This window comes from Mediterraneibacter sp. HA8405, assembly GCF_056148955.1.
The window spans coordinates 179,350-201,460 of the sequence record NZ_CM148758.1; the positions used below are offsets into that span (position 1 = coordinate 179,350).

Annotated in this window: 22 protein-coding genes; 8 read left to right on the forward strand and 14 right to left on the reverse strand. The window is 48.6% G+C overall.

Annotated elements, in window-relative coordinates; all coding sequences use genetic code 11:
- Positions 1–144: 144 nt before the first annotated feature.
- The 8 genes from atpC to AC0QUU_RS00900 form a co-directional block, all read right to left on the reverse strand.
- On the reverse strand, positions 145–561 hold the full coding sequence (atpC, locus tag AC0QUU_RS00865) for an ATP synthase F1 subunit epsilon (RefSeq protein WP_474543995.1): 417 nt from the start codon (positions 559–561) through the stop codon (positions 145–147).
- A 15-nt stretch (positions 562–576) separates the two neighbouring features.
- Positions 577–1,977 carry a F0F1 ATP synthase subunit beta gene (atpD, locus tag AC0QUU_RS00870; protein ID WP_474543996.1) on the reverse strand — a complete coding sequence of 467 codons (1,401 nt, stop codon included), beginning with the start codon at positions 1,975–1,977 and terminating at the stop codon, positions 577–579.
- Positions 1,978–1,995: 18 nt separating this feature from the next.
- Positions 1,996–2,886: an ATP synthase F1 subunit gamma gene (atpG, locus tag AC0QUU_RS00875; protein ID WP_474543998.1), complete on the reverse strand. Its 891-nt coding sequence runs from the start codon at positions 2,884–2,886 to the stop codon at positions 1,996–1,998.
- A gap of 17 nt (positions 2,887–2,903) precedes the next feature.
- On the reverse strand, positions 2,904–4,409 hold the full coding sequence (atpA, locus tag AC0QUU_RS00880; protein ID WP_474544000.1) for a F0F1 ATP synthase subunit alpha: 1,506 nt from the start codon (positions 4,407–4,409) through the stop codon (positions 2,904–2,906).
- Between the two features lie 5 nt (positions 4,410–4,414).
- On the reverse strand, positions 4,415–4,951 hold the full coding sequence (gene atpH, locus AC0QUU_RS00885; protein ID WP_474544002.1) for an ATP synthase F1 subunit delta: 537 nt from the start codon (positions 4,949–4,951) through the stop codon (positions 4,415–4,417).
- Positions 4,932–5,450, reverse strand: coding sequence for a F0F1 ATP synthase subunit B (gene atpF, locus AC0QUU_RS00890; protein WP_474544004.1), 519 nt, complete (start codon positions 5,448–5,450; stop codon positions 4,932–4,934). The genes atpH and atpF overlap by 20 nt, the downstream gene beginning before the upstream one ends.
- A 50-nt stretch (positions 5,451–5,500) precedes the next feature.
- Complete coding sequence (gene atpE, locus AC0QUU_RS00895) at positions 5,501–5,722, reverse strand: ATP synthase F0 subunit C (RefSeq protein WP_474544006.1); 222 nt, start codon at positions 5,720–5,722, stop codon at positions 5,501–5,503.
- An 84-nt stretch (positions 5,723–5,806) separates the two neighbouring features.
- Positions 5,807–6,463: a F0F1 ATP synthase subunit A gene (locus AC0QUU_RS00900; RefSeq protein ID WP_474544008.1), complete on the reverse strand. Its 657-nt coding sequence runs from the start codon at positions 6,461–6,463 to the stop codon at positions 5,807–5,809.
- A 647-nt stretch (positions 6,464–7,110) separates the two neighbouring features.
- On the opposite strand from AC0QUU_RS00900, the gene AC0QUU_RS00905 reads away from it, so the two are divergent.
- Both AC0QUU_RS00905 and AC0QUU_RS00910 read left to right on the forward strand, forming a co-directional pair.
- On the forward strand, positions 7,111–7,494 hold the full coding sequence (locus tag AC0QUU_RS00905) for a hypothetical protein (protein WP_474544010.1): 384 nt from the start codon (positions 7,111–7,113) through the stop codon (positions 7,492–7,494).
- A gap of 101 nt (positions 7,495–7,595) precedes the next feature.
- On the forward strand, positions 7,596–8,342 hold the full coding sequence (locus AC0QUU_RS00910) for a hypothetical protein (protein WP_474544011.1): 747 nt from the start codon (positions 7,596–7,598) through the stop codon (positions 8,340–8,342).
- Here AC0QUU_RS00910 and AC0QUU_RS00915 read toward each other — a convergent pair.
- Positions 8,278–9,243, reverse strand: coding sequence for a DUF2238 domain-containing protein (locus AC0QUU_RS00915; protein ID WP_474544013.1), 966 nt, complete (start codon positions 9,241–9,243; stop codon positions 8,278–8,280). The two genes, AC0QUU_RS00910 and AC0QUU_RS00915, sit on opposite strands and share 65 nt — an antisense overlap.
- A gap of 86 nt (positions 9,244–9,329) precedes the next feature.
- Here AC0QUU_RS00915 and AC0QUU_RS00920 point away from each other — a divergent pair, with 86 nt between their 5' ends.
- Positions 9,330–9,872, forward strand: a complete 543-nt coding sequence (locus AC0QUU_RS00920; protein WP_474544016.1) for a M48 family metallopeptidase — start codon at positions 9,330–9,332, stop codon at positions 9,870–9,872.
- 287 nt (positions 9,873–10,159) lie between these two features.
- On the opposite strand, the gene AC0QUU_RS00925 is transcribed toward AC0QUU_RS00920, so the two are convergent.
- The 5 genes from AC0QUU_RS00925 to AC0QUU_RS00945 all read right to left on the reverse strand — a co-directional run bounded on the left by AC0QUU_RS00925 (position 10,160) and on the right by AC0QUU_RS00945 (position 15,945).
- Entirely contained in the window at positions 10,160–10,762 is a 603-nt protein-coding gene (locus tag AC0QUU_RS00925) for a Maf family protein (protein WP_474544018.1), read from the reverse strand.
- Positions 10,759–12,024, reverse strand: a complete 1,266-nt coding sequence (locus AC0QUU_RS00930) for an amidohydrolase (RefSeq protein WP_474544020.1) — start codon at positions 12,022–12,024, stop codon at positions 10,759–10,761. Before AC0QUU_RS00930 ends, AC0QUU_RS00925 begins: the two co-directional genes overlap by 4 nt.
- A 73-nt stretch (positions 12,025–12,097) precedes the next feature.
- Positions 12,098–13,744 carry a MutS-related protein gene (locus AC0QUU_RS00935; RefSeq protein ID WP_474544022.1) on the reverse strand — a complete coding sequence of 549 codons (1,647 nt, stop codon included), beginning with the start codon at positions 13,742–13,744 and terminating at the stop codon, positions 12,098–12,100.
- Positions 13,745–13,822: 78 nt separating this feature from the next.
- Positions 13,823–15,190: a branched-chain amino acid transport system II carrier protein gene (brnQ, locus tag AC0QUU_RS00940; protein ID WP_474544024.1), complete on the reverse strand. Its 1,368-nt coding sequence runs from the start codon at positions 15,188–15,190 to the stop codon at positions 13,823–13,825.
- Positions 15,191–15,279: 89 nt separating this feature from the next.
- Positions 15,280–15,945, reverse strand: coding sequence for an energy-coupled thiamine transporter ThiT (locus AC0QUU_RS00945; protein WP_474544026.1), 666 nt, complete (start codon positions 15,943–15,945; stop codon positions 15,280–15,282).
- Between the two features lie 92 nt (positions 15,946–16,037).
- Between AC0QUU_RS00945 and mtnA the strand changes: the two genes are divergently transcribed.
- The 5 genes from mtnA (at position 16,038) to AC0QUU_RS00970 (ending at position 22,110) form a co-directional block, all read left to right on the forward strand.
- A complete protein-coding gene (gene mtnA / locus AC0QUU_RS00950; protein WP_474544028.1) occupies positions 16,038–17,144 on the forward strand; it encodes an S-methyl-5-thioribose-1-phosphate isomerase in 1,107 nt (368 codons plus the stop codon).
- 86 nt (positions 17,145–17,230) lie between these two features.
- Positions 17,231–18,382: a BMP family lipoprotein gene (locus tag AC0QUU_RS00955; RefSeq protein WP_474544030.1), complete on the forward strand. Its 1,152-nt coding sequence runs from the start codon at positions 17,231–17,233 to the stop codon at positions 18,380–18,382.
- Positions 18,383–18,470: 88 nt separating this feature from the next.
- Positions 18,471–20,009 carry an ABC transporter ATP-binding protein gene (locus AC0QUU_RS00960; RefSeq protein WP_474544032.1) on the forward strand — a complete coding sequence of 513 codons (1,539 nt, stop codon included), beginning with the start codon at positions 18,471–18,473 and terminating at the stop codon, positions 20,007–20,009.
- The gene (locus AC0QUU_RS00965; RefSeq protein ID WP_474544034.1) at positions 20,006–21,151 is read left to right on the forward strand and encodes an ABC transporter permease; all 1,146 of its coding nucleotides are present in this window, start codon (positions 20,006–20,008) and stop codon (positions 21,149–21,151) included. Before AC0QUU_RS00960 ends, AC0QUU_RS00965 begins: the two co-directional genes overlap by 4 nt.
- A complete protein-coding gene (locus AC0QUU_RS00970; RefSeq protein ID WP_474544036.1) occupies positions 21,151–22,110 on the forward strand; it encodes an ABC transporter permease in 960 nt (319 codons plus the stop codon). The genes AC0QUU_RS00965 and AC0QUU_RS00970 overlap by 1 nt, the downstream gene beginning before the upstream one ends.
- The last annotated feature ends 1 nt before the right edge of the window (position 22,111 follow it).

Genomic DNA, 22,111 nt, shown 5'->3' on the forward strand with positions numbered 1-22,111 from the left:
TTTCTCCCCTCCGTTTCCGACACATCCCGGCCGGAAAAAATCGGTCAGGTAACTGCAGTTTTCTGGATGCGGCTTTTGGAGACGGCCGGCGGGGAAGTCCGGCTCCAAATACGTCTTCGAGAAATCTCCGGTTTCCTTCTCTTATCACAGATTCCACTTCTTGTCCTGGGCGAGGCGGAGACGGTTCATGGCTCTGGCCAGGGAAGCCTGTGTGTGATAATACTGCTGTATGCTTCGTTTCTGGCGCATCTGTTCTTCCGCCCGCTCTTTCTGTTCCTGAGCCCGGCGGACGTCGATATCCTCGGGTCTTTCGGCCGTATCTACCAGAAGCGTCACACGATTGTTCACAATCTCCGCGAATCCTGTTCCTACAGCGATCTCATTCCATTTGCCTGCTTCCACTTCCATACGGGCTATTCCAACTTCAATGGCGATCACCATATTTTCATGATGGGGAAGAAGTCCTATCTCTCCATCCGGCGCCGGAATAATCAGATTGCGGCATCTTCCTTCATAAAAAACCTTATCGCTTGCAATTATTTTCAGACCAAATGTATCCATTTACACCAACTCCCGCTATGCTTCTGCCTGCTCTGCCTTCGCCTTTGCAATGACATCATCAATCGTACCCACATTGAAGAAAGCAGATTCCGGATATTCATCCATCTCTCCGTCAATAATCATCTTAAATCCACGGATGGTCTCTTTCAGCGGCACATATTTTCCCGGAATACCGGTAAATGTCTCTGCCACGAAGAAAGGCTGTGACAGAAAACGCTGAATCTTTCTCGCGCGCATTACCGTAGCCTTATCCTCGTCGGAAAGCTCTTCCATACCCAGAATCGCGATAATATCCTGCAGTTCTTTATATTTCTGGAGAATTGCGATTACTTTGTTCGCGACCTCATAGTGTTCCTCGCCGACTACATCCGCCTCCAGGATACGGGAACTGGACTCCAGCGGATCTACCGCCGGGTAAATACCCTGCTCTACGATCTTTCTGGAAAGTACCGTGGTGGCATCCAGATGAGCAAATGTTGTCGCGGGAGCCGGGTCTGTCAGGTCGTCTGCCGGAACGTATACGGCCTGCACACTGGTAACAGAACCGTTCCTTGTAGATGCGATTCTCTCCTGCAGCTCACCCATTTCTGTTGCCAGAGTGGGCTGGTATCCTACTGCTGACGGCATACGTCCCAGCAGAGCGGACACCTCGGAACCCGCCTGAGTAAAACGGAAAATATTATCAATAAACAGCAGGACATTCTGATGCTGTTCATCACGGAAATATTCTGCCATGGTAAGTCCTGTCTCAGCCACACGCATACGCGCTCCGGGGGGCTCGTTCATCTGTCCGAACACCAGGGCTGTTTTCTCCAGAACTCCGGATTCTTTCATTTCCGTCCAAAGGTCATTTCCTTCACGGGAACGTTCGCCGACTCCGGTAAAAATGGAATATCCGCCGTGCTCTGTGGCAATGTTGCGGATCAGCTCCTGAATCAGAACGGTTTTCCCCACGCCGGCGCCGCCGAAAAGACCGATCTTTCCGCCCTTTGCGTAGGGAGCCAGAAGATCGATAACCTTGATTCCTGTTTCCAGAATCTCTACTACCGGACTCTGATCCTCAAATGTAGGCGGAGTTCTGTGGATAACCCATTTTTCTGTATCATCATCAATAGGGTTTCCATCATCAATAGTTTCGCCGAGCACGTTAAACAGCCTGCCCAGCGTCTGCTCACCTACAGGAACCTGAATCCCTGCTCCTGTAGCTGTCACTTCCATATCCTTGCACAGGCCTTCACTGGCAGACAGCATCAGGCAGCGCACCTCATTATTTCCGAGGTGCTGGGCAACCTCCATAATGCACGTTTTCCCGTTATTCACAACTTCCAGTGCATCTTTGATAAAAGGGAGATCGCCGTCTTCAAATACTACGTCAACAACAGGCCCCATAACCTGTGTGATTCGTCCTTTATTCATACTTATCTCTCACTTTCTTCAGCTCTTTTTCTGCTGCGCTCTTGCACCGCCGCAGACCTCTGTAATCTCCTGCGTAATCGCAGCCTGTCTCGCTCTGTTGTATACGATGGACAGCTCGCTGATCAGACTCTCGGCACTGTCTGTGGCCGATTTCATAGCCATCATACGGGCATTGTGCTCGCTGGCGTATGCTTCCACAAGGCAGCCGTAGATCATACCGGTAATATAATTCGGCACGATTGCCTTCATTACGGCTTCCACCGACGGATAAAGAGCAATGGCTTCACGGTGCACATTGAGAGGCATTTTCATCTCATTGAAAGAACTTTTCTCGAGAGGAAGAAGTCTCAGTGTCTCAGCGTCTGCCTGCACGGAACTCTCCATCCGTGTATAAACAATATGAATCTCGTCCAGCCTGCCATGCCGGAATTCGTCAATCAGTACTCCTGAGATATCCCTGGCTCTGTGCATGGTCGGTTTCTGCACCGTGTACTGAAAACTGTTCTCTATTTCGACTCCATGCTTCTTAAAATAATGGCGTCCCAGTTCTCCCACGATATACAGTTTGTGCTGCCCCGGCCTTGCCAGAATCTCCTCCGCCAGTTTCACTACATTGTGATTGTATGCTCCGGCCAGTCCCTTATCTGCGGTTACAACAATTGTACCGATCTTTCTTTCTTCTGCCGGAATCTTTTCCCGCATGTCAAAGAAAGGATGCTCCAGATCCGGCACGTGCCTCAGAATTCTTGATATCTCTCCCTGCAGCGCATAGAAATACGGCTCTGTATCAGCCAGCTTTTTTCTTGCGTGCGTCATCTTGGAAGAGGAAATCATATACATGGCATTGGTAATCTTCATTGTGTCTTTGACACTGTTGATTCTGCTCTGTATCTCTCTGATATTTGCCATAGTATCACCTGCTCTTTTTAAAATCCTTCCTTAAATTCACGGGCTTTTTCCACAATCCTGTCGATCATCTCATCGGACAGTACTTTCTGCTGCTCGATCTCCTGTCCGATTTCCGGATAGTTCAGATCAAAGAAGCGAAGCATATCTCCCTGGAATTTCTTAATCTGTGTTTTCTCAACTCCCAGCAGAACTTTGTGGGTAGCCGCGCACAGCGTAATTACTTTTTCATGAAGGCTCAGAGGCTGTCCCAGAGGCTGCTTTAACAGCTCCATCAGGCCGCTTCCATATTCCAGCTGTTCCTTGGTCGCAGCGTCCAGATCAGAACTGAACTGGGTAAATACTTCCATCTCTCTGTACTGTGCCAGATCGATACGGATACTTCCGGACGCTTTCTTCATCGCCTTAGTCTGTGCCGCGCCGCCCACACGGGAAACAGAAAGTCCCACGTTTACAGCCGGACGCATACCGGACGCGAACAGGCCGCTCTCAAGGAAAATCTGTCCGTCAGTAATGGAAATTACATTGGTCGGAATATAAGCAGATACATCTCCGGCCTGTGTCTCGATAATCGGAAGGGCTGTAATGGAACCGCCGCCCTTCTCTTCGCTTAAGCGGCTGGATCTCTCCAGAAGTCTTGAGTGAAGATAAAATACATCTCCCGGATATGCCTCACGTCCCGGGGACCGTCCAAGCAGAAGTGACAGGGCACGGTATGCCACCGCATGTTTTGACAGATCATCATACACGATCAGCACATCTTTTCCCTGATACATAAAGTATTCTGCCATAGCAGTTCCCGCATAAGGCGCGATATACTGAAGCGGAGCACAGTCGCTTGCTGTAGAGGACATTATAATTGTATAATCCAGCGCTCCGTAGTTTTTCAGAGAATTTACCACTTTCGCTACAGTAGAGGCCTTCTGTCCGATGGCAACATAGACACAGATCACATCCTTGCCCTTCTGGTTCATAATCGTATCCAGGGCAATGGATGTCTTTCCGGTCTGTCTGTCGCCGATAATCAGCTCTCTCTGTCCGCGTCCGATGGGGAACATAGCGTCAATTGAAAGAATTCCTGTCTCCATCGGCACACCGACAGATTTTCTGTCGATAATACCCGGAGCCTCTCTCTCAACCGGATAATAATCTTCTTCTTTAATTTCGCCGCGGCCGTCAATGGGCTCTCCCAGGGCATTGACAACTCTGCCCACAAAACCGCTGCCCACCGGCACGCCGGCTCTTTTTCCCGTGCGGGTTACTTTTGTGCCCTCACGGATCTGTGTGTCACTTCCGAACAGGATACATCCGATCTCATTTTTCCGGATATCCTGAACCATTCCCTTCAGGCCTGTTTCAAAAGTCACGATCTCTCCGTACATCGCGTGATCAATCCCATATATGGTAGCGATTCCGTCTCCTACGGAGATGACAGTGCCTACTTCACTGTCCTTGCTCATATCGTCAAAATTTTCTATTTCTTCTTTCAGTATGGAGATTATCTCATCTGAATTGATTGAACTCACCTTGCTCACCTCCAGGTTAACTTTTGTTTCAGTCTGTCAAGACGTCCTTTTATGCTCCAGTCATACTCGTCGTTTCCCACGCGGAGGATAAATCCTCCCAGCAGGCTTTCATCCCGGCACACCTGGATCTTTGCCTTCACGGCGCCGTATCTGCCGCACAAAAATGCTTCCATCTTCTCAAGCTGCTCCTCTGAAGGCGGCTCAGTACAGGAAAGCACCGCACTTACAATATGTTCCTGTTCCCGGCAGTATTCTTCATATGCACAGAAAATATCCTCTGCGATATCCAGCCTGTGATGCCTGCAGGCTGTCTTAAGGAAGTTCCGGATCTCCGCCGGAAATATCCGGTCAATCAGACTGAACTTCTTTTCCTGGCTGACAACCGGACTGCAGAGCACCTCGCCCAGTTCCGGTGTCTCCGAAAAAATCCGTTCAGATTCCTTCACGGCATCCGCCGGAATCTTCAGTTCATAGAGCACCTGAGCATATCTCCGGGCCGCTTCAGAAAGGTGTCTGTGCCTGTTATTTATCTGCGTCTTCATGGTTTTCACCTACTTCTTTCAGAAACTGATCGTAAATTCCCTGGTTTCCGCCTTCTGCGCTTACAATCTTTTCTGCAGAAGCAACCGCCAGCCCCGCGATCTCAGACTGCAGTTCTTTCATGGTCTTTTCTCTTTCTGCCTTTACAGTCTCTTTCGCAGACTCGATCAGATTTCCGGCTTTTTCTCCGGCTTCGCCTACAATACGCTCATATTCCACCTTCGCGTCCTTCCGGGCCCGCTCGATCAGCGCAGCTGACTCTTCTCTGGCGCCTTTGAGCGCATCCTGATATTCCTGCTTCATTTTCATGGCATCATCCTGCGCGGTCCGCGCGTTCTTCAGCCCCTCTTCAATGACCTTTCTTCTCTTCTCCATGATCTGTGTCACAGGACGGATCAGAAAATGTCTGAGCAGAAGATAAAGGACAACAAGGTTTATCATCTCATAGACAAGATTCATGTCTAATCTCAGCACCTTTTCACACCCGCCTTTCTCTTTCATACCCGTTCCGGTTTTTCCGGAACACTTCTCTCCTTATACCGTCCCGCTTATTAGAGGAAGAAAATGATCAGAAGGCCGATGATAAAACCATAGATAGCAGTTGCCTCGGCAAGCGCACATCCGAGAATCAGAGTTTTGCTGATCTTGCCCTCTGCCTCAGGCTGTCTTGCGATTGCTTCTGTTGCCTTAGCTGTTGCCAGTCCGATACCGATACCTGCTCCAATACCTGTCAATACTGCGATACCTGCTCCAATTGCGATTAATGTTTCCATAATTTTAGTCTCCTTTTATTTTCTTAATTGTTGTTTTTGCAAAACAGACTGTTCAGATCTGTTTTCTCATAAATTCCCTGACATTTACTCCATCTCTTCATTCATAAACAGCGCTGTCAGAAATACAAATACATACGCCTGAAGCAGACCGTCAAAAATGTCAAAGTAAAAGCTGACCGGGATGGGAATCAGGAGCGGTACAAGTGTTTTCAGAAGCTCCATAACCACAAACCCCGCAAGCATATTTCCAAAAAGCCGCATACACAGCGACAGAGGCCGGATTACAACCTCCAGAATCATGATCGGCGCCACAACCGGTACCGGACTGGCAAAGTGCTTTACCCAGTGCTTCAGTCCGTTTTTCCGTATTCCTGAGAACTCAATCAGGCACATACTCATGATCGCCAGCGCTGCCGTCACATTCAGATCTTTTGTGGGAGGTTTAAATCCCAGCAGCGCGATGGTGTTGGACACCCCGAGAAAAAGAAGCACCGTGATCAGATATGGGATATATCTTCTGTTTTCTTTTCCGATAATCCCCTCAAAGAAATCACTTGCCCAGCTTATGGCCGACTCCAGCGCCAGCTGTACCTTTCCCGGATTTTCAACCTTCAGGTTGCGCACAAGAAGTATGGACGCAAGTACAAGAACGGCCATAATAATCCATGTCACAACCACAGATTCTGAAATTCCTCCCAGAACCGGAAGAGTAAAAACCGTCTCACAGTTCAGCTCTTCCATCAGTGTTTCCGTAAGATTTCCCGTATCGCTCCCTCCTTTTTTCTTCCTTTTTCATACGTATTATCCAGACGTTTTCCTGTATTTTTGCACAAAAAAAGCGAGAGAGCCGTTCTCCCTCGAACCCGCTGTATAATACCCCTTTTCAGATTATTTTTTGTACTGTTTTTCTGAAAAGTTGACTAAATATTACGCCCGTTTTTTTTATTTGTCAACAATTTGAATTTTTACTTTTTAAACTGAGTCCACACGTTTTTTTACTTCATTTTGCCCTCTTTTCTTTTTTGTTTTTCTTCATTTTTGTGCATTTTTTTATTCTTTTTTTATAATTTACAGATTCCGCCCTGTCTCCGATCTCAAACCTTTAAATTTTTTCATTTTATTTTTTATTTTTTTGTAGGATCCATGCGCAGAAATGTTTATTTTTTAACAATCCTGGCAGATACCACTAATTCCCGCAATAGATTTCCCCCTCTGTTCTTCATGATTTTACCTGATTTTATATTGCCATTATAATTTTCTGAATATTATATATTTTTATCCTGAAATATTGCAAAACTCCCCCGGTCTGTTACTATATAAGTAGAGTAACAGTTAAATCTGCATTTTATACATTCTACGAAAAATCACTTTTAGTCAGGGGGATATTTGTGAAAAAAAGAAGAATCGCTATTTTATTATGTATTTTCGTTATTCTGATTTTCCTTTTTATCTGGCTCAGAAACGCGCATCCGTTTGATGACATAAGCAGCGACGACATTGCGGAAATTATTATTTACCATCCCGGCGACACCGAAAATGTATTTTCCAGGCCGGAAGACAAAGATAAGGTGCTCTCACTGCTGAAAGAAATGCACCTGACCAGAACTCTGCCGGATATTGGAGACGGCGGCCTTAATATTGACTTATATTTCACAGATGGAGAGCGATCCCGTCTCACTCTTTCCTCAGATATTATAGTAATAGACGGGAAAGTCTATCACTGTGACCGGGATTACTGTGATGATTTTCGGAAATTGTGCGAAGAACTTTAGTATTTCCGGATTTTCGAGTTATAATATAAAGAAGGGATGATACGATCCCTTCTTTATTCATTATATCATTTTACTGACTATAAGATAATGGAGGCAGACCCATGAATGCCATTTCCACGAACAGGAAAAAATATTTCAGCCGCCCTGCAGACAAACTTTTTTTCACATTCGGACTTCTTATGCTGTGCAGTGAGATCTGGAAACAGCTGACGCTTACCTTTCTTGTGGGACACGGCGTCTATAATCTGTGGTACTTTCCGTTTCAGCTCTGCAGCATCCCCATGTATGTTTTCCTTGTCCTTCCCTTCGCGCGCCCGGGAAAAGTCCGCAGGGCGCTTCTCTGTTTTATTATGTGCTACGCCCTTCTGGGAGGAACTATCGTATTCGCCGACACCAGCGGCCTGCACTACAGCTATGCGCCCCTGACAGTGCATTCCTATCTGTGGCACTTTGTGATGATCGGTACAGCCGTCTTTTCAGGCATTGTCTTCTTCCGGGAACAGCCCCGGACCGCCTCATCCCGTCCGTTTTCCCGGCATCCCCGGCTGCTCCTTTCTCTGCATGCATTTGCAGGCGCAACAGCCCTTTACCTGGCCTGCTGCCTGATCGCAGTAGGAATTAATCTGTCTCTGGATAAATACGGTACGATCAACATGTTTTATATCAATCCGGACTATCCCATGCAGCAGATTGTCTTTCGGGATATTGCCGTCCGTACCGGCAATCTTCCCTCCATACTCATCTACGCAGCCTCCACTGTATTCGGTGCCTTTCTCCTCTGTCTCATCTGGAACGGGATTTTTCATCTGATTTCTTCCCGTCAAAAACGGAATCGGAATCTTCCGTAACCTCTGCATCCTCTTCCGCTGCTTTCAGAGCCGTCCTGTCTTCACTTTTTTCATCCATCTCCATGGCAATGCGCAGAAAATCCCTGTCCTCATCTTTTCTCCGGGGGATAAATCCGCTGGCCACCTTTCCCTTTCCTCTGTTTTTCACAAAGAAGAATCCGATCACAGAAAAAATGAACGCTCCGATAAAATTGACAATCAGATCCTGCATGGTATCAATCAGGCCAATATCCAGATAACCTCCAAGTCCCAGTTCCGTCCCGTTTACTGCAGTACTTGTAATGCCGTCGATTACATAGGGCACATTTCGTCCCTCCGGATCCAGAGTTACAGACCGAATGGTATGGATAACCGTGTCTTTCTGCATATCAAAGCCTGCAATCTGATCCATGCCGAATTCAAAAAATTCCCAGATCACTCCAATGGTCATGGAAAAACAGAAGGCCACAATCGCCATAAACAGCGGTGACAGACTGAATACCGCTTTCTCGCTTCTGTTCAGCAGGTCCACAAGAGAAAACCCGATAGCAGCCGCAAGAAATCCGTTAATTGTATGCAGCACCGTATCCCAGAATGGAAACAGCAGATAAAATTCACTGATTTCTCCCAGAATCTCCGCGGCAAATATAAAAACGAGTATAACAATTTCCAGAACCGTAGGAAGCTCTACCTTAAAAGTAATCTGCACCAGACTTGGTATTACAAGAAGCATCAGTGTAAGTACACAGAGAAATACATTCTCATAATTTCGGTTCATAAGCTGAAGAATCATCATTACAATTACAAGAAAACGAAGCGTAAAATATACAATGAAGGAGCTTTTGTGCTCCCTCAGTTCCATGTGAAGAGCTTCACCCAGATTTTTCAGCCATCTTTTTTTCTTCTTGTTGTTTTCTTCCATACTGTCCTCCATTCCGTCCGCACTTGTATGCCATTCTTCCTTTTGCTATACTTTGAATAATCACTGTAATCATACGAGGTGTCTTTATGGTTTATCCTTTTTCCTATGATATAATATACAGCCGCCGCAAGTCAATTGCCATCCAGATTACCCTGGAAGGCTGTGTAAAGGTGCGCGCTCCCTACAGCTGTCCCCGCTCTGTCATAGAGTCTTTTCTCTCCGAAAAACAGCAGTGGCTCACAACTCATCTGGAAGCTGCCGGAAAAGCCGCCTCGGCTCCCCGCCGGGAATTTTCTGACGCAGAGCGCAGACGGTACATCGAACTTGCACGGGATATTTTTACCCGGAAAGCAGCATGGTATGCCCGTATTATGGGCGTTACTTACGGACGTATCTCCATCCGGGAGCAAAAAACCCGCTGGGGAAGCTGCAGCAGCAAAGGGAATCTGAACTTTAACTGGCGACTCATCTTCGCCCCGCCGGAAGTGCTGGATTACGTGGTTGTGCACGAACTGGCCCACCGGAAAGAAATGAACCACTCAAAAGCATTTTACGCCATCGTCGAATCCGTAATGCCGGATTACAGGAAGTGGAAACAGTGGCTGAAAGAAAACGGCGGGACGCTTTGAGGCAGACGGATTCGGATTTGTCGAAGGGAATTTCCGGAAAGCAGGCAGAAACCGGAAGGGAAGGAAGTTTTTATAAGACGGATTCAGAAGAGGGGGCAGGCGTTAAAATTTACAGCAGAACTGTCTGAGCGAATGCGAGTTTTCTGCTGTAAATTTTGTTCTTAGCCTGTCGTCAGGTTTTCTCGTTTTTCTTCATCTGCGGAACGGAAGCAAAAGCACACATCCCTCATTTCCAAATCCGGTCATCCAATCATACGGTATTCAGGTGTTTTCGGACGTTTTTCCTCTCACAGTTCCCCGGCAAATCCGGATTTCTTCAGCTCCTGATAGATATAGGACACCGGCAGCCCCACTACGTTGTAGTAATCTCCTTCTATCCCGTCGATATACGCGGCGAATCTGCCCTGTATTCCGTAGGCGCCTGCCTTGTCCATAGGTTCTCCGGTGGCAATGTATGCGCGGATTTCCTCCTGAGACATCCTGTGTACTATTACTTTTGTCTCCACCGCGTGATTTATCACGCTTCGGTTTCCCTCACTGTCATAGATCAGAAGAGCCGTGCCGGTATAGACCTGATGGGTATTTCCCTGAAGAGCGGTAAGCATCTGCCGGGCCTCTTCCGGGTCGGCAGGCTTTCCCAGAATTCTGCCGCCGTACACGACAATGGTATCTGCTCCCAGTACGGCCAGATCCTTTTTCTCTGCTTCTGTTAATTCCGAAGCGACATTTTCCGCTTTCATAAGCGCCAGTTCTTTTACGATTTCCTCCGGGACGCTGCTGTGATAGACTTCTTCTTTCCCGCTGACCCGGACTTCAAATTCCACGCCGATCTGAGAAAGCAGTTCCCTCCGCCGGGGAGATGCGGATCCCAGTATTATTTTCTTCTTCATTTCATTTCCTTCCATGCTTTTTCCAGAATTTCCGGTTCTTTTACAAGCCGGAGCGCTCCCGCCGCCATACACTCCGCCGCATAGAACATGCCTTTCTGTCCGATACTCATGCCGGCCTGGGCTGTGGCAGCCCAGTGGTGAAGCGGCGTTCCCCTGCACATGGCCGCCGCGCTCAGCATAACAGTAGGAACCGTATGGCTTACATCCGACACGTCCGTACCAATTGCAAGAGGAACAGGCGCGTCCTCCAGAGGCTCCAGCCCGGTGAAATATTCCCCGTTGTTTTCCAGCCCTGCCTCTTCGGATATCTTTTCTGCAAATTTCATCTCGTCGTCTGTGTAAACAGGGACGGGAATCTTCTGCATTTCTTCATAAAACGTTTCTGACAGGGTCCGGTTGACTTTCATCTCCTTATTGCAGGTTACCCGCTCAATCTCCACACGGGTGCCGGTCATAAGCGCCGCTCCCCGGGCGCAGTTATCCACCCTCTCAGAAGCGTCCTCTGTCCGCTCCCATTTATTTGAACGGATAAAATAATTGGTGGAAGCGTAGGCAGGCACAATATTGGCCGGACCGTCTGTATTGGTATACGTATAGTGCATCCGCACATCGTCAGCCACATGTTCCCGCAGATAATTTACGCCCACATTCATCAGTTCCGCCGCGTCCAGCGCGCTCCGCCCGGCTTCCGGATGTTTGGAGGCGTGGGCCGCGGTTCCGTAGAACTTGTAGTTCTTAATATCCTGGGCCTGCCATATATCATAGCTGACCCGGTTCCGGTCAAAGGGATGCCAGGTAACCGCCACAGACAGATCGTCAAAAATTCCTTCCTGATTCATCCGGATCTTTCCGATTACAATCTCTTCTGCCGGGCAGCCGTATACCCGGATTGTTCCGGCCAGCCCCTCCTCTTCCATTCGGTCTTTCAGTGCGCAGGCGGCTCCGGCGCAGGCTGTTCCAAGCAGGTTGTGTCCGCATCCGTGTCCCGGTCCTCCTGTGGGCGCACAGGTACATTCCGGCTTCTGTCCCAGGCCGGGAAGCGCGTCATATTCCGCGAGGAAACCGATTGCAGGCTTCCCGCCGCCCCACTCCGCCACAAAGGCCGTCTCAAATCCGGCCAGATTCCAGCTCACTGCAAATCCTTCGCTCTCCAGAAATTCCGCCAGTCCGGCCGAGGATTCCTTTTCATGCAGAGACAGCTCCGGATGCCGGAAAATAAAATCTGCAGTCTCCTTCATTTTTTTCTCAATTTCTGTCCGCATAATCTCTGTCACTCCCTGTCGGTTTTCTTTATTCGCGTTTTTTTATTCACTGTTTCTTTATTCACGGTTTTCTTCACTCGCTGTCTTCTTTCGCCGCGTCGATAATCTCCTCCGGGAACCCTGCAAATTCCAGCAGCTTTATGGCATTATGTGAAGTCGCCGGTCCGGGCAGAATCTGATAGGTGAAACAGATATCGTCCTCACCCATCTCCTCGCTGAAATGATAATTATCATAATCCTTTTCCAGCAGTTCTGTCAGCTCCCTGTCGTGAGTTGCTACAAGAGCAAGACAGTTTCTGTCTTTCAGATACTCAAGAATCGCTCGGGAAGCCCGGATCCGCTCTCCGGTATTCGTTCCTCTGAGGATCTCATCAATGGCGCACAGCGTCATTTTTTCTTCATCCAGGCTGTCCAGGATTCTGCGCAGATACCGGATTTCCCGGATGAAATAACTTTCTCCCGCCACAAGATCGTCCTTCACAGCCATGGACGTAATTACCCGGGACTGAGGCATAACAAACCTGCGCGCCTCACAGGTATAAATACTCTGAGCCAGAATGGCATTCACCGCCACCGCTTTGATAAATGTAGATTTGCCGGAAGCATTGGAGCCTGTGATCAGACAGCTCCTCTTCAGATCCAGCGTATTTCCCACCGGACTCCCGATCAGCGGATGGCAGACTTCCTCCATATAGATATGCTTCCCATCCCCGAACTCAGGCACACAGTATACCGGAAGACTTGCCCGGAAGGACGCGATGCTGACGGCCGCGTCCAGCTCTCCGATCTGCCGGTAGATTTCCATATACCTGCCGGATTTCCGGCTCATTCTGTCAATCATTTTGTTGTATGAAGTAAGTCTGCACAAAGTAGTTCCAAGCAGATAATCAAGAATCACCCCTGTCATATCGCCTGTAGCCATAGATATCCTGTTCGCCTGAAGGAAACGTGATCCCCGCAGAACGTCTCTGAAATAACTTATCTCCTTTTTCAGATCCGGATACAGCGCCTGTATCTCCTTCCGGCCCGCGATCTCCCGGCCCCACTCCAGCATGCTCACCGCAGTGCCGGACATACCGATCTCAATCTCGAACTTCAGTTTAAAATACGTATAGACCAGCAGATTTACCGCCGCCACGCCAAGCATGGCAAATCCGAACCGGCTGTCGGTCAGAACCAGCGCAAGGACCGCACACGCGGCCAATAGTATCTGCAGTCCCCGGAACAGCCACTGAAAACCGATTTTATACTCTTCCACCGTCTCCATATAGGCAGGTATATAATAGGAAGAAGCGCTTTTCCCGATTCTGCACAGCAGCTTTTCCACATCTTCTCTTTCCTGTTCATTGTCTGAAAAAGTGCGGATCCGCTGTTCCAGCTCCTGCCCCTCGCCGGGCGCCACACTGTTTTTCCTCAGCCGCCAGTATAAAATCTCCTCGCCGGCCGACGTATCGCAGACATTGATTCTCTGGAAGATCAGATTCATAGACAGATCACTCCATGTAATGTCGTCCACCCAGTCTCCGGACTCTTTCTTCTTCATCCATTCATAATAATTTTTTACCTGCTCCTCTTTGTCCCAGTCGCCTGTTTCCGGTATTTTTCCGTATTTTTCATGAAGTCTCTGTCTCTTCAGGCTCCTCTTTCTGACGGCAGACCAACAGGCGCCTGCCGCAGCAATCAGACAAATGGCCGCAATAGAAAAGATCTGTTCATACATAGGCGCAGCCTCCTTTTGTATTATTCTATTAATACAATAATCCGGTTTGCGGCCTGTGTCAATCCTTTCTTTTCTGCATTACACTGTGTCCGGATGCTGCCGGCCCCGTTTTTTCACTGCTCTTACCACCAGGCCCGCAATCAGTCCCAGCGCCGCCGGGCAGACCCATCCGAACCCCTGGCCGGAGAACGGCAGAAACCGCGCCGCAGCCTGTGCGGCCCGATCCACATGCAGAGCGGATGCCGCCCCGTCAGGAAGAGCATTGAAAAAATCCACCGCAGCGGCCACAGCTGTAAATGCTGTCACCCATTGATATACAACTTTATCATATTCAAAAAATCTGCCGGACAAAGTGAGCAGAATCAGTGTGACTGCCAGAGGATACAGAAGCATCAGCACAGGCTGGGAATAACGGATAATCGCATCCAGCCCCAGATTAGCAAGGATAAACGACACCAGGCAGAATACCACAGACCAGATCCGGTAAGACAGGCTGCCCGGAAACATTCTCTCAAATGTAGCTCCGCAGCTTGTAATCAGTCCCACTGCCGTTTTCAGGCATGCAATGGTAACAATCACAGCCAGAATCACAGCTCCTGCAGATCCGAAATAGTGCTCCGCGATCTGAGCCAGCGCTTCTCCTCCGTTGCTTCCCGCAGGAAAAACGCCTCTGCTCTGCGCGCCCACCACGGTAACGAGAAGATAAATCCCTGCCATAAGAATCGAACTGAATATCCCTGCCCGCACCGTATTTCCCGCCACCGCGCTTTCCTGTTCCACTCCCAGTCCGCGGATCACATTTACAATCACAATGCCGAACGCCAGTCCCGCCAGGGCATCCATTGTATTGTATCCTTCCAGGAATCCTGTAACAAAAGGCTGCGCGGCATAAGCACCCTCCGGAACCCCGCCTCCGATTTCTCCCATCGGAGAGAGCAGTGCACGGATAACCAGAATTCCCAGAAAACATAAGAACAGAGGATTGAGCACCTTTCCGATCCAGGTAAGAATCTGTCCCGGGCGCAGAGAGAAGAAAAGAACAGCCGCAAAAAAGATAAAAGAAAAGACCGGCAGGGCCGGAGCATGTTCCCCGCCCGGAAGCAGACGTTCAAGTCCAACGGTAAAAGAAACCGTAGCGCATCTGGGAATTGCGAAAAACGGTCCGATCGTCAGATAGAGAGCACAGGTAAAAACCATGCCGTACTTTCTGCCTGCCATACTGCTCAGTTCCAGCAGCCCCGCCTTCCGGCTGATCCCCAGAGCCGCGACTCCCAGAAGAGGCAGCCCTACTCCTGTAATCAGAAAACCGGCCGCCGCCGGCCACATATTTCTCCCTGCAAGCTGCCCCATGGAAACAGGGAAAATCAGATTGCCAGCGCCAAAAAACATACCGAACAGCATACTGGCTACAAAAACCGTCTCTTTCAGACTCAGACTTTTCTTCATTGCAATTGCCCTTTCAACAGCAGATTATCTTCCGCATTCTTTCCCTGTATTCTATCACGGCGCGCAGCTGTTGTAAATCTGACCGGGAACTAATCCAGCGCAATCCGCTTTACCCGGTTCAGTCCCTTTATCACTGCCGGTATGCAGAGAATAATTACTGTAATAACACCCTCAGCCAGAAGATAACTGTAATTATACAGAATCGGATACAGACTTCTCAGAGACTGGGGGAAATTGTCCGGCATGTAGTCCATCCAGTAGAGATAACCGCCCAAAGCGTGAAACGCTCCTCTTGCAATTACCGCCACAATATATCCTGTAATCAGCCCGCGCTTTTTCTTCGAAAAAAATCCTGCCGCTCCCAGCGCTGCAAAAGCAAGAATATAGTCGCAGCATACCTGGAAGAAAGACAGCACGTACGGTTCCTGAATAAACTGCAGGATTCCGTATACCAGACCCACAAGAATACCTGTCTTCGGCCCGTACCAGTTTGCCGTAAGCACGATAAAAAGCATACTGCACAGCGTTACGCTTCCGCCCCAGGGCATATTAAACAATTTGATATAGGAAGTAATAAAAGCAAGCGCCAGAGCCATAGCGCAGAATACCAGCTGTTTTGTACCCATCCGCTTTTTCTCCGACACCCTGCCTGCGAAAATCAGTGCTGTAATAAACAGCACAATTCCGGCAGCAATACACACCCCATATCCGGCAGCCGTAAGGCCGCCCTCTGCATTCACAAGAAAATCAAACATAAAAACCCTCCTTATCTCCTGTGTACAAACACCCTTAAACAGGGTATAATTATCATATCACATGATTTTACAAAAAGGAAAGGAGGATCGAAATGAACAACCGGGCGGCAGACCTGAAAGCAGTAACACACATAGACAATGTACGGCTTGGCGGGGACGAAAAAAGCGTGGTAATCATTGATCAGACAAAACTTCCAAATGCAGCAGAATATCTTACACTCAGAACAGCAGAAGATTTCTACGACGCAATTTTTGAACTGAAGGTAAGAGGAGCGCCGGCTATCGGTATATGTGCCGCATACGGCATCTGTGTTCTGGCTTCTCAGATCGAAACGGAAGACTACAGTATATTCTTAGAGAACTTTCGGAAATATAAAGAATATCTGAACTCTTCCCGACCTACCGCAGTAAATTTGAGCTGGGCTTTAAACCGGATGGAGCAGACTGTTCTGAAACATCAGAAAGAATCCGTAGAGCAGATCAAGGCAGCACTTCTGGCTGAAAGCCGCAGTATTCAGGAAGAGGACATGCAGATGTGCCGGGCCATTTCCGAATACGGACTGAGCCTGCTCAAAGACGGAGACGGCATTCTGACCCACTGCAACGCCGGACCGCTGGCCACATCCAGATACGGCACGGCTCTTGGGCCCCTTTTCCTGGGGAAAGAACGGGGGATGGAATTTCATGTCTTTGCAGATGAGACACGGCCGCTCCTTCAGGGAGCCCGTCTTACCTCCTATGAGCTTTACAAAGGAGGAATCGATGTAACTCTGATCTGCGACAACATGGCAGGAATCGTTATGAAAAACGGCTGGATACAGGCCTGCCTTGTGGGATGTGACCGGATCGCCGCAAACGGAGATACAGCCAATAAAATCGGCACCAGTGTAGTTGCTGTTCTGGCGAACTATTACAAGATCCCGTTTTATGTACTTGGCCCCACATCCACTATTGATATGAACTGCCCCACCGGCGAAGATATCAGGATCGAGCTCAGAGACCCGGAAGAAATCCGGTCAAAGTTTTACACAGAGTCCATGGCTCTGAAGGAAATTCCCTGTTATAATCCGGCTTTCGACGTCACGCCGGCCGGACTGATCACAGCCATCATAACAGAATACGGAATTGCCCGGGCGCCCTATGAGAAAAGTCTGAAAGAGATTTTCCAAAAAAAGAAGATGGGCGCGTTGCCTGATTAACGGGGAAATGTTATAATACATCTTAATAAGTCAGGCAAATCATATAAGCTTTGCTTATTATTTATCAAAAAGGAGGAGTGATACTTATGAAAAAGAAACTTCTGGCCGCAGTTCTTTGCGCCACAATGACCGCCTCACTTTTTATGGGCTGCGGAAGCAATGAAGAGACTTCCGGCGGCGGAGCATCCACTGAAGAATCTTCGGACGCTCTGAACATCGCGATCGTATCCAGCCCGAACGGAGTGGACGACGGATCATTTAACGAGGATAACTACAATGGTGTTCTTGCTTATATCGAAGAGCATCCGGATGCAAAAGTTACGCCAATCCGCGAGGAGACAGGTGTTCCTTCCACTGTTGTTGAACGGATTACCGAAATCGCAGGAAGCTATGATGTAGTTGTATGTCTGGGATATCAGTGCGCAGGCATCGGACAGGTTGCACAGGACAATCCGGATGTAGATTTTATCCTGGTGGACAGTTATCCCACAGACGCTGAGGGCAATACAGTAGAGCTGGACAACGTATATGCAATGCTTTTCGCGGAGCAGGAAAGCGGATTCTTTGCAGGTATGGCTGCAGCGCTTGAGACCCAGAGCGGCAAAGTCGCAGTTGTAAACGGACAGCCTTTCCCGTCTAATGTAAATTATCAGTATGGTTTTGAGGCCGGCGTAAATTACGCGAATGCAAAATACGGCACAACAGCAGCGTGCGTTGAGCTCAGCTCCTATGCAGGCGTATACAATGATGAAAATATTGGCGGAAACTATACCGGGAACTTCTCTGACGAGGCAACCGGCAAGGTAATCGGCGAGGCGCTGATTAAGGAAGGCTGCGACATTATCTTTGTTGCAGCGGGCGCTTCCGGAAACGGTGTTTTCACAGCAGCAAAAGAAGCAGGAAATGTAAAAGTAATCGGATGTGACGTTGACCAGTACGACGACGGCGCAAACGGCGATTCAAACATTATGCTTACTTCTGTATTAAAATGCATGAGCATCAATGTAGAAAGACAGCTTAACGCAATTGCGGACGGATCTTTCACTGGCCAGAACATCACGCTGATGGCAGACACAGATTCCACAGGATATGTAAAGGAAGAAGGCAGACAGCAGCTTTCTGACGACACAATCACAAAACTTGACGAGGCATTTGCACTGGTTAAAGACGGAACAATCGTTCCTCCTTCAAGTGCAGGGGACAGCACTCCTGAAGATTTTCCGGGGCTGAACGACTAACCGCTGATTTTTAAGAGGGATGGACGGTTCACTGACAGGTGATGCTGTCCATTCCCTTTCTTTTTTTCAACAAGAACAGGAGTTACCAATGTCGGAAGAATATATTATTGAAATGCGGCATATCACAAAGAAATTCCCGGGCATTGTGGCTAATGACGACGTAAGTATCCAGATCAAAAAGGGCGAGATCTATGCTCTTCTGGGAGAAAACGGCGCCGGGAAATCCACTTTGATGAGCATGCTGTTCGGAATGTACGAACCAGATGAAGGCGAGATCTTTGTGAAAGGGAAAAAGGTCCGTATCACATCACCCAATTACGCGACAAAACTGAATATCGGAATGGTTCACCAGCATTTCAAACTGGTGTCCAACTATACGGTGGCGGAAAATATTATCATGGGAATGGAACCTGTGAAAAAATTTCTCGGTCTGTTCCCCCAGGTTGATATTAAAAAAGCAAACCGGGACATCCGCAAACTGTCTGAGGATTACGGACTGGAAGTTGACCCGGAACAGGTTATTGAAAAAGTAAACGTCTCCATACGTCAGAGAGTGGAAATTCTGAAAATGCTTTACCGCGAGGCAGAAATTCTGATCTTTGACGAACCCACCGCAGTACTCACTCCCCAGGAGATTGAATTTCTTCTGCAGATCATCCGCAATCTCCGGGACAGCGGAAAGACCATTATCCTGATCACCCACAAACTGGAGGAGATCAAGCAGGTGGCCGACCGCTGCGCTATTTTAAACCGCGGAAAAATCGTAGACGTACTGGATGTAGCCACAACGTCCACGAAAAAGATGGCAAATCTGATGGTAGGGCGCGATGTTTCCTTTAATGTAGAAAAAAGCGCTCCCCGTTTTGGCAGAACAGTGCTGAAAGTGGAAAATGTAAGTGTACACAATCAGGATCATTTTGAAGTCGTAAAAAATGTCTCCTTTGAAGTACACCAGGGCGAAATATTCGCGATCGCCGGCGTATCCGGAAACGGACAGGTAGAATTGGCGGACGCCATTGCCGGTCTGATGAAGATATCTTCCGGAAAGATATTCCTTAACGGAAAGGATATTACCAATGAATCCATCCGCAAACGTACGGAAGCCGGGATTTCCTATATTCCCGAGGACCGCCAGGAATACGGCCTGATCCTGGACTTTTCCCTCCGGGACAACCTTGCTCTGAAATCCTATTACAAAGAGCCGTTTTCCGGGAAAAACGGTGTGCTCAAAACGGAAGAATTTGAAACATACGCGAAAAAACTTATCCAGGAATATGATATCAGAAGCGGCCAGGGCAGCGTAACCCAGGTCCGTTCCATGAGCGGCGGCAATCAGCAGAAAGCTATCGTGGGCCGCGAGATCGAACTGCAGTCCGATCTTATGATCTTCGTACAGCCCACCCGCGGCCTGGATATCGGAGCGATTGAAAATATCCACCGGCAGATTATTGCCGAGCGCGACAAAGGGAAAGCCATCCTTCTGATTTCCCTGGAACTGGACGAAATTATGAACTGTGCAGACACTATAGGAGTTATTTACAACGGCGCCATAGATAAAATTGCTCCGGCAGACACGCTGACAACCAATCAGGTTGGCGAATTTATGATGGGGGTGAAGCAGAAATGAAAAAATTCTTTGTAAAAATCCTCGGAAATGAGAGAACCCAGAATATCGCCATTCCTCTGTTTTCTATCCTTTTAAGCCTCATTGTCGGCATGATTGTCATCGCCGCTCTGGGGAAATATCCTCTGACGGCATACGCAAATCTGCTTCAGGGAAGCGGTCTTCTTCCGAAGCCTCAGTATTCAGCCTATCAGGGCATGCTTACGGACTTTACCAGCTTTCTGAACATGATGACTCCCATGCTGTTCGCAGCTCTGGCCGTAGCAGTGGCTCTTAAAGCCGGACTGTTCAATATCGGCGTATCCGGTCAGATGCTGGCGGCAGGTTTTATCGCAACTATCACCGTAGGATACTCCACTCTGGCGGCTCCCATCGCGAAGCCCCTTGTGCTGCTGATCGGTATAGCTGCAGGCATGGCAGTGGGCGGCCTGATCGGTTTCCTCAAATATAAGTTTAATATTAACGAAGTAGTGTCTTCGATTATGATTAACTACATTGTCCAGTATCTGACAAGCTTTTTCATCAACACCCGGTATATGGACGAAATCTCCCGTCAGTCACTGGCCATCAGCGACAATTCCAGGCTGACGATTATGGAAGTACCCATCGGCGGACTGAGAGTGGACATCCCGCTGTGTATTATCCTTGCTGTACTTGTGGCTGTGGTTATGAAATTTCTTCTGGACCGGACACGTCTGGGATTTGAAATCAAGGCCGTGGGAGCCAGCCGGAACGCGGCCCGCTATGCGGGAATCAATGTAGGCAAAACGATGATCCTCTCTATGATGATCTCCGGCGCTCTGGCAGGACTGGCAGGCGTAACCTATTATCTTGGGTATCTTCAGTCCATCCAGCCGAAGGTGCTGGCATCCACCGGATTTGACGCGATTGCCGTTGCCCTTCTGGGAAACAGCAATCCGGTAGGCATCATCTTCTCGTCCTTCCTGATCACAGGAGTAACAAAGGGAAGCAGCTACATGAATTCAGCATCCGGTATTGAAACAGAAATCGGCTCGGTTATTACGGGCCTGTTCCTCCTGTTCAGCGCCTGCGGAGCATTTGTCCGCTACGAAGTAAAGAAATGGAAAGCCGAACTGGAAGAAACAGAAGAAAAAGCTGAAAAAGCCGGAAAGGAGGCGCGCTGATGAATACGATTATTATTGACGGTATGTCTTTTGCCCTGCCTCTGTTTATCATGGCGATCGGCGGAATCTACAGCGAGAGAAGCGGCGTTACCAACCTGGCAATCGAAGGTCTTCAGGGCTTCGGAGCTTTTGTGGGCGCTCTGTTCGTTGTACTTACATCCGGAACACAGGGCACTGACTCTCAGACAATCTTTTATCTGTCGTTTCTGTTCGCAACCCTGGGCGGTATGGCATACGCTCTGCTGCACGCCCTGCTCTGTGTAAAATTTAAGGCAAACCAGGTGATCAGCGGCGTCGTTGTAAATATTCTCGCGATGGCCCTGACTGCCTTTTTAACTAAACAGATTAATAAAAGTGTATTCGGCGCTCCTTCGGACAAGTTTCAGCTTGGAGTATCAACAAGATTCTCCATCCCCGGACTGTCGGACATCCCTGTACTGGGCGCATTTTTTACCAATCTGTATCCCTTTGAAATTATTATCATTGTTGTCGCTGTAATCGCATGGTTTCTGCTGTATAAGACACGCTTCGGACTCCACCTCCGTGCCTGCGGAGATAATCCTCACGCGGTAGATGCGGCAGGACGCAATGTAGGACAGATCCGCACTGTAGCAGTTATGTTCTCCGGCGCATTCTCAGGAATCGGCGGCATGTGCTTTGCCTACTCCATTTCCGCCAACTTTTCCGACAATATTTACGTCGGGTACGGCTATCTGGCAATTGCGGCTCTGATCTTCGGAAACTGGAAAATACTCCCCACACTGGGAGCCTGCCTTATCTTCGGGTTTGCCCGTTCCGCAGGCTACCAGCTGGTTCAGATCCTGGAGAAGCCCAGCAGTTATTCAGACCTGGTAATGATTCTTCCTTACCTTCTGACCCTGCTGCTTCTGATCTTCTTCTCCAAATACAACCATTCGCCGAAAGCGCTGGGTGAAATTTATGATAAAGGAAAACGATAAT

Coding starts and splice junctions, on each gene's coding strand:
- atpC (WP_474543995.1), bottom strand. CDS start 561: ATGGATACATTTGGTCTGAAAATAATTGCAAGCGATAAGGTTTTTTAT.
- atpD (WP_474543996.1), bottom strand. CDS start 1,977: ATGAATAAAGGACGAATCACACAGGTTATGGGGCCTGTTGTTGACGTA.
- atpG (WP_474543998.1), bottom strand. CDS start 2,886: ATGGCAAATATCAGAGAGATACAGAGCAGAATCAACAGTGTCAAAGAC.
- atpH (WP_474544002.1), bottom strand. CDS start 4,951: ATGAAGACGCAGATAAATAACAGGCACAGACACCTTTCTGAAGCGGCC.
- atpF (WP_474544004.1), bottom strand. CDS start 5,450: ATGAAAGAGAAAGGCGGGTGTGAAAAGGTGCTGAGATTAGACATGAAT.
- atpE (WP_474544006.1), bottom strand. CDS start 5,722: ATGGAAACATTAATCGCAATTGGAGCAGGTATCGCAGTATTGACAGGT.
- AC0QUU_RS00900 (WP_474544008.1), bottom strand. CDS start 6,463: ATGGAAGAGCTGAACTGTGAGACGGTTTTTACTCTTCCGGTTCTGGGA.
- AC0QUU_RS00910 (WP_474544011.1), top strand. CDS start 7,596: ATGAATGCCATTTCCACGAACAGGAAAAAATATTTCAGCCGCCCTGCA.
- AC0QUU_RS00915 (WP_474544013.1), bottom strand. CDS start 9,243: ATGGAAGAAAACAACAAGAAGAAAAAAAGATGGCTGAAAAATCTGGGT.
- AC0QUU_RS00920 (WP_474544016.1), top strand. CDS start 9,330: ATGGTTTATCCTTTTTCCTATGATATAATATACAGCCGCCGCAAGTCA.
- AC0QUU_RS00925 (WP_474544018.1), bottom strand. CDS start 10,762: ATGAAGAAGAAAATAATACTGGGATCCGCATCTCCCCGGCGGAGGGAA.
- AC0QUU_RS00930 (WP_474544020.1), bottom strand. CDS start 12,024: ATGCGGACAGAAATTGAGAAAAAAATGAAGGAGACTGCAGATTTTATT.
- AC0QUU_RS00935 (WP_474544022.1), bottom strand. CDS start 13,744: ATGTATGAACAGATCTTTTCTATTGCGGCCATTTGTCTGATTGCTGCG.
- brnQ (WP_474544024.1), bottom strand. CDS start 15,190: ATGAAGAAAAGTCTGAGTCTGAAAGAGACGGTTTTTGTAGCCAGTATG.
- AC0QUU_RS00945 (WP_474544026.1), bottom strand. CDS start 15,945: ATGTTTGATTTTCTTGTGAATGCAGAGGGCGGCCTTACGGCTGCCGGA.
- mtnA (WP_474544028.1), top strand. CDS start 16,038: ATGAACAACCGGGCGGCAGACCTGAAAGCAGTAACACACATAGACAAT.
- AC0QUU_RS00955 (WP_474544030.1), top strand. CDS start 17,231: ATGAAAAAGAAACTTCTGGCCGCAGTTCTTTGCGCCACAATGACCGCC.
- AC0QUU_RS00960 (WP_474544032.1), top strand. CDS start 18,471: ATGTCGGAAGAATATATTATTGAAATGCGGCATATCACAAAGAAATTC.
- AC0QUU_RS00965 (WP_474544034.1), top strand. CDS start 20,006: ATGAAAAAATTCTTTGTAAAAATCCTCGGAAATGAGAGAACCCAGAAT.
- AC0QUU_RS00970 (WP_474544036.1), top strand. CDS start 21,151: ATGAATACGATTATTATTGACGGTATGTCTTTTGCCCTGCCTCTGTTT.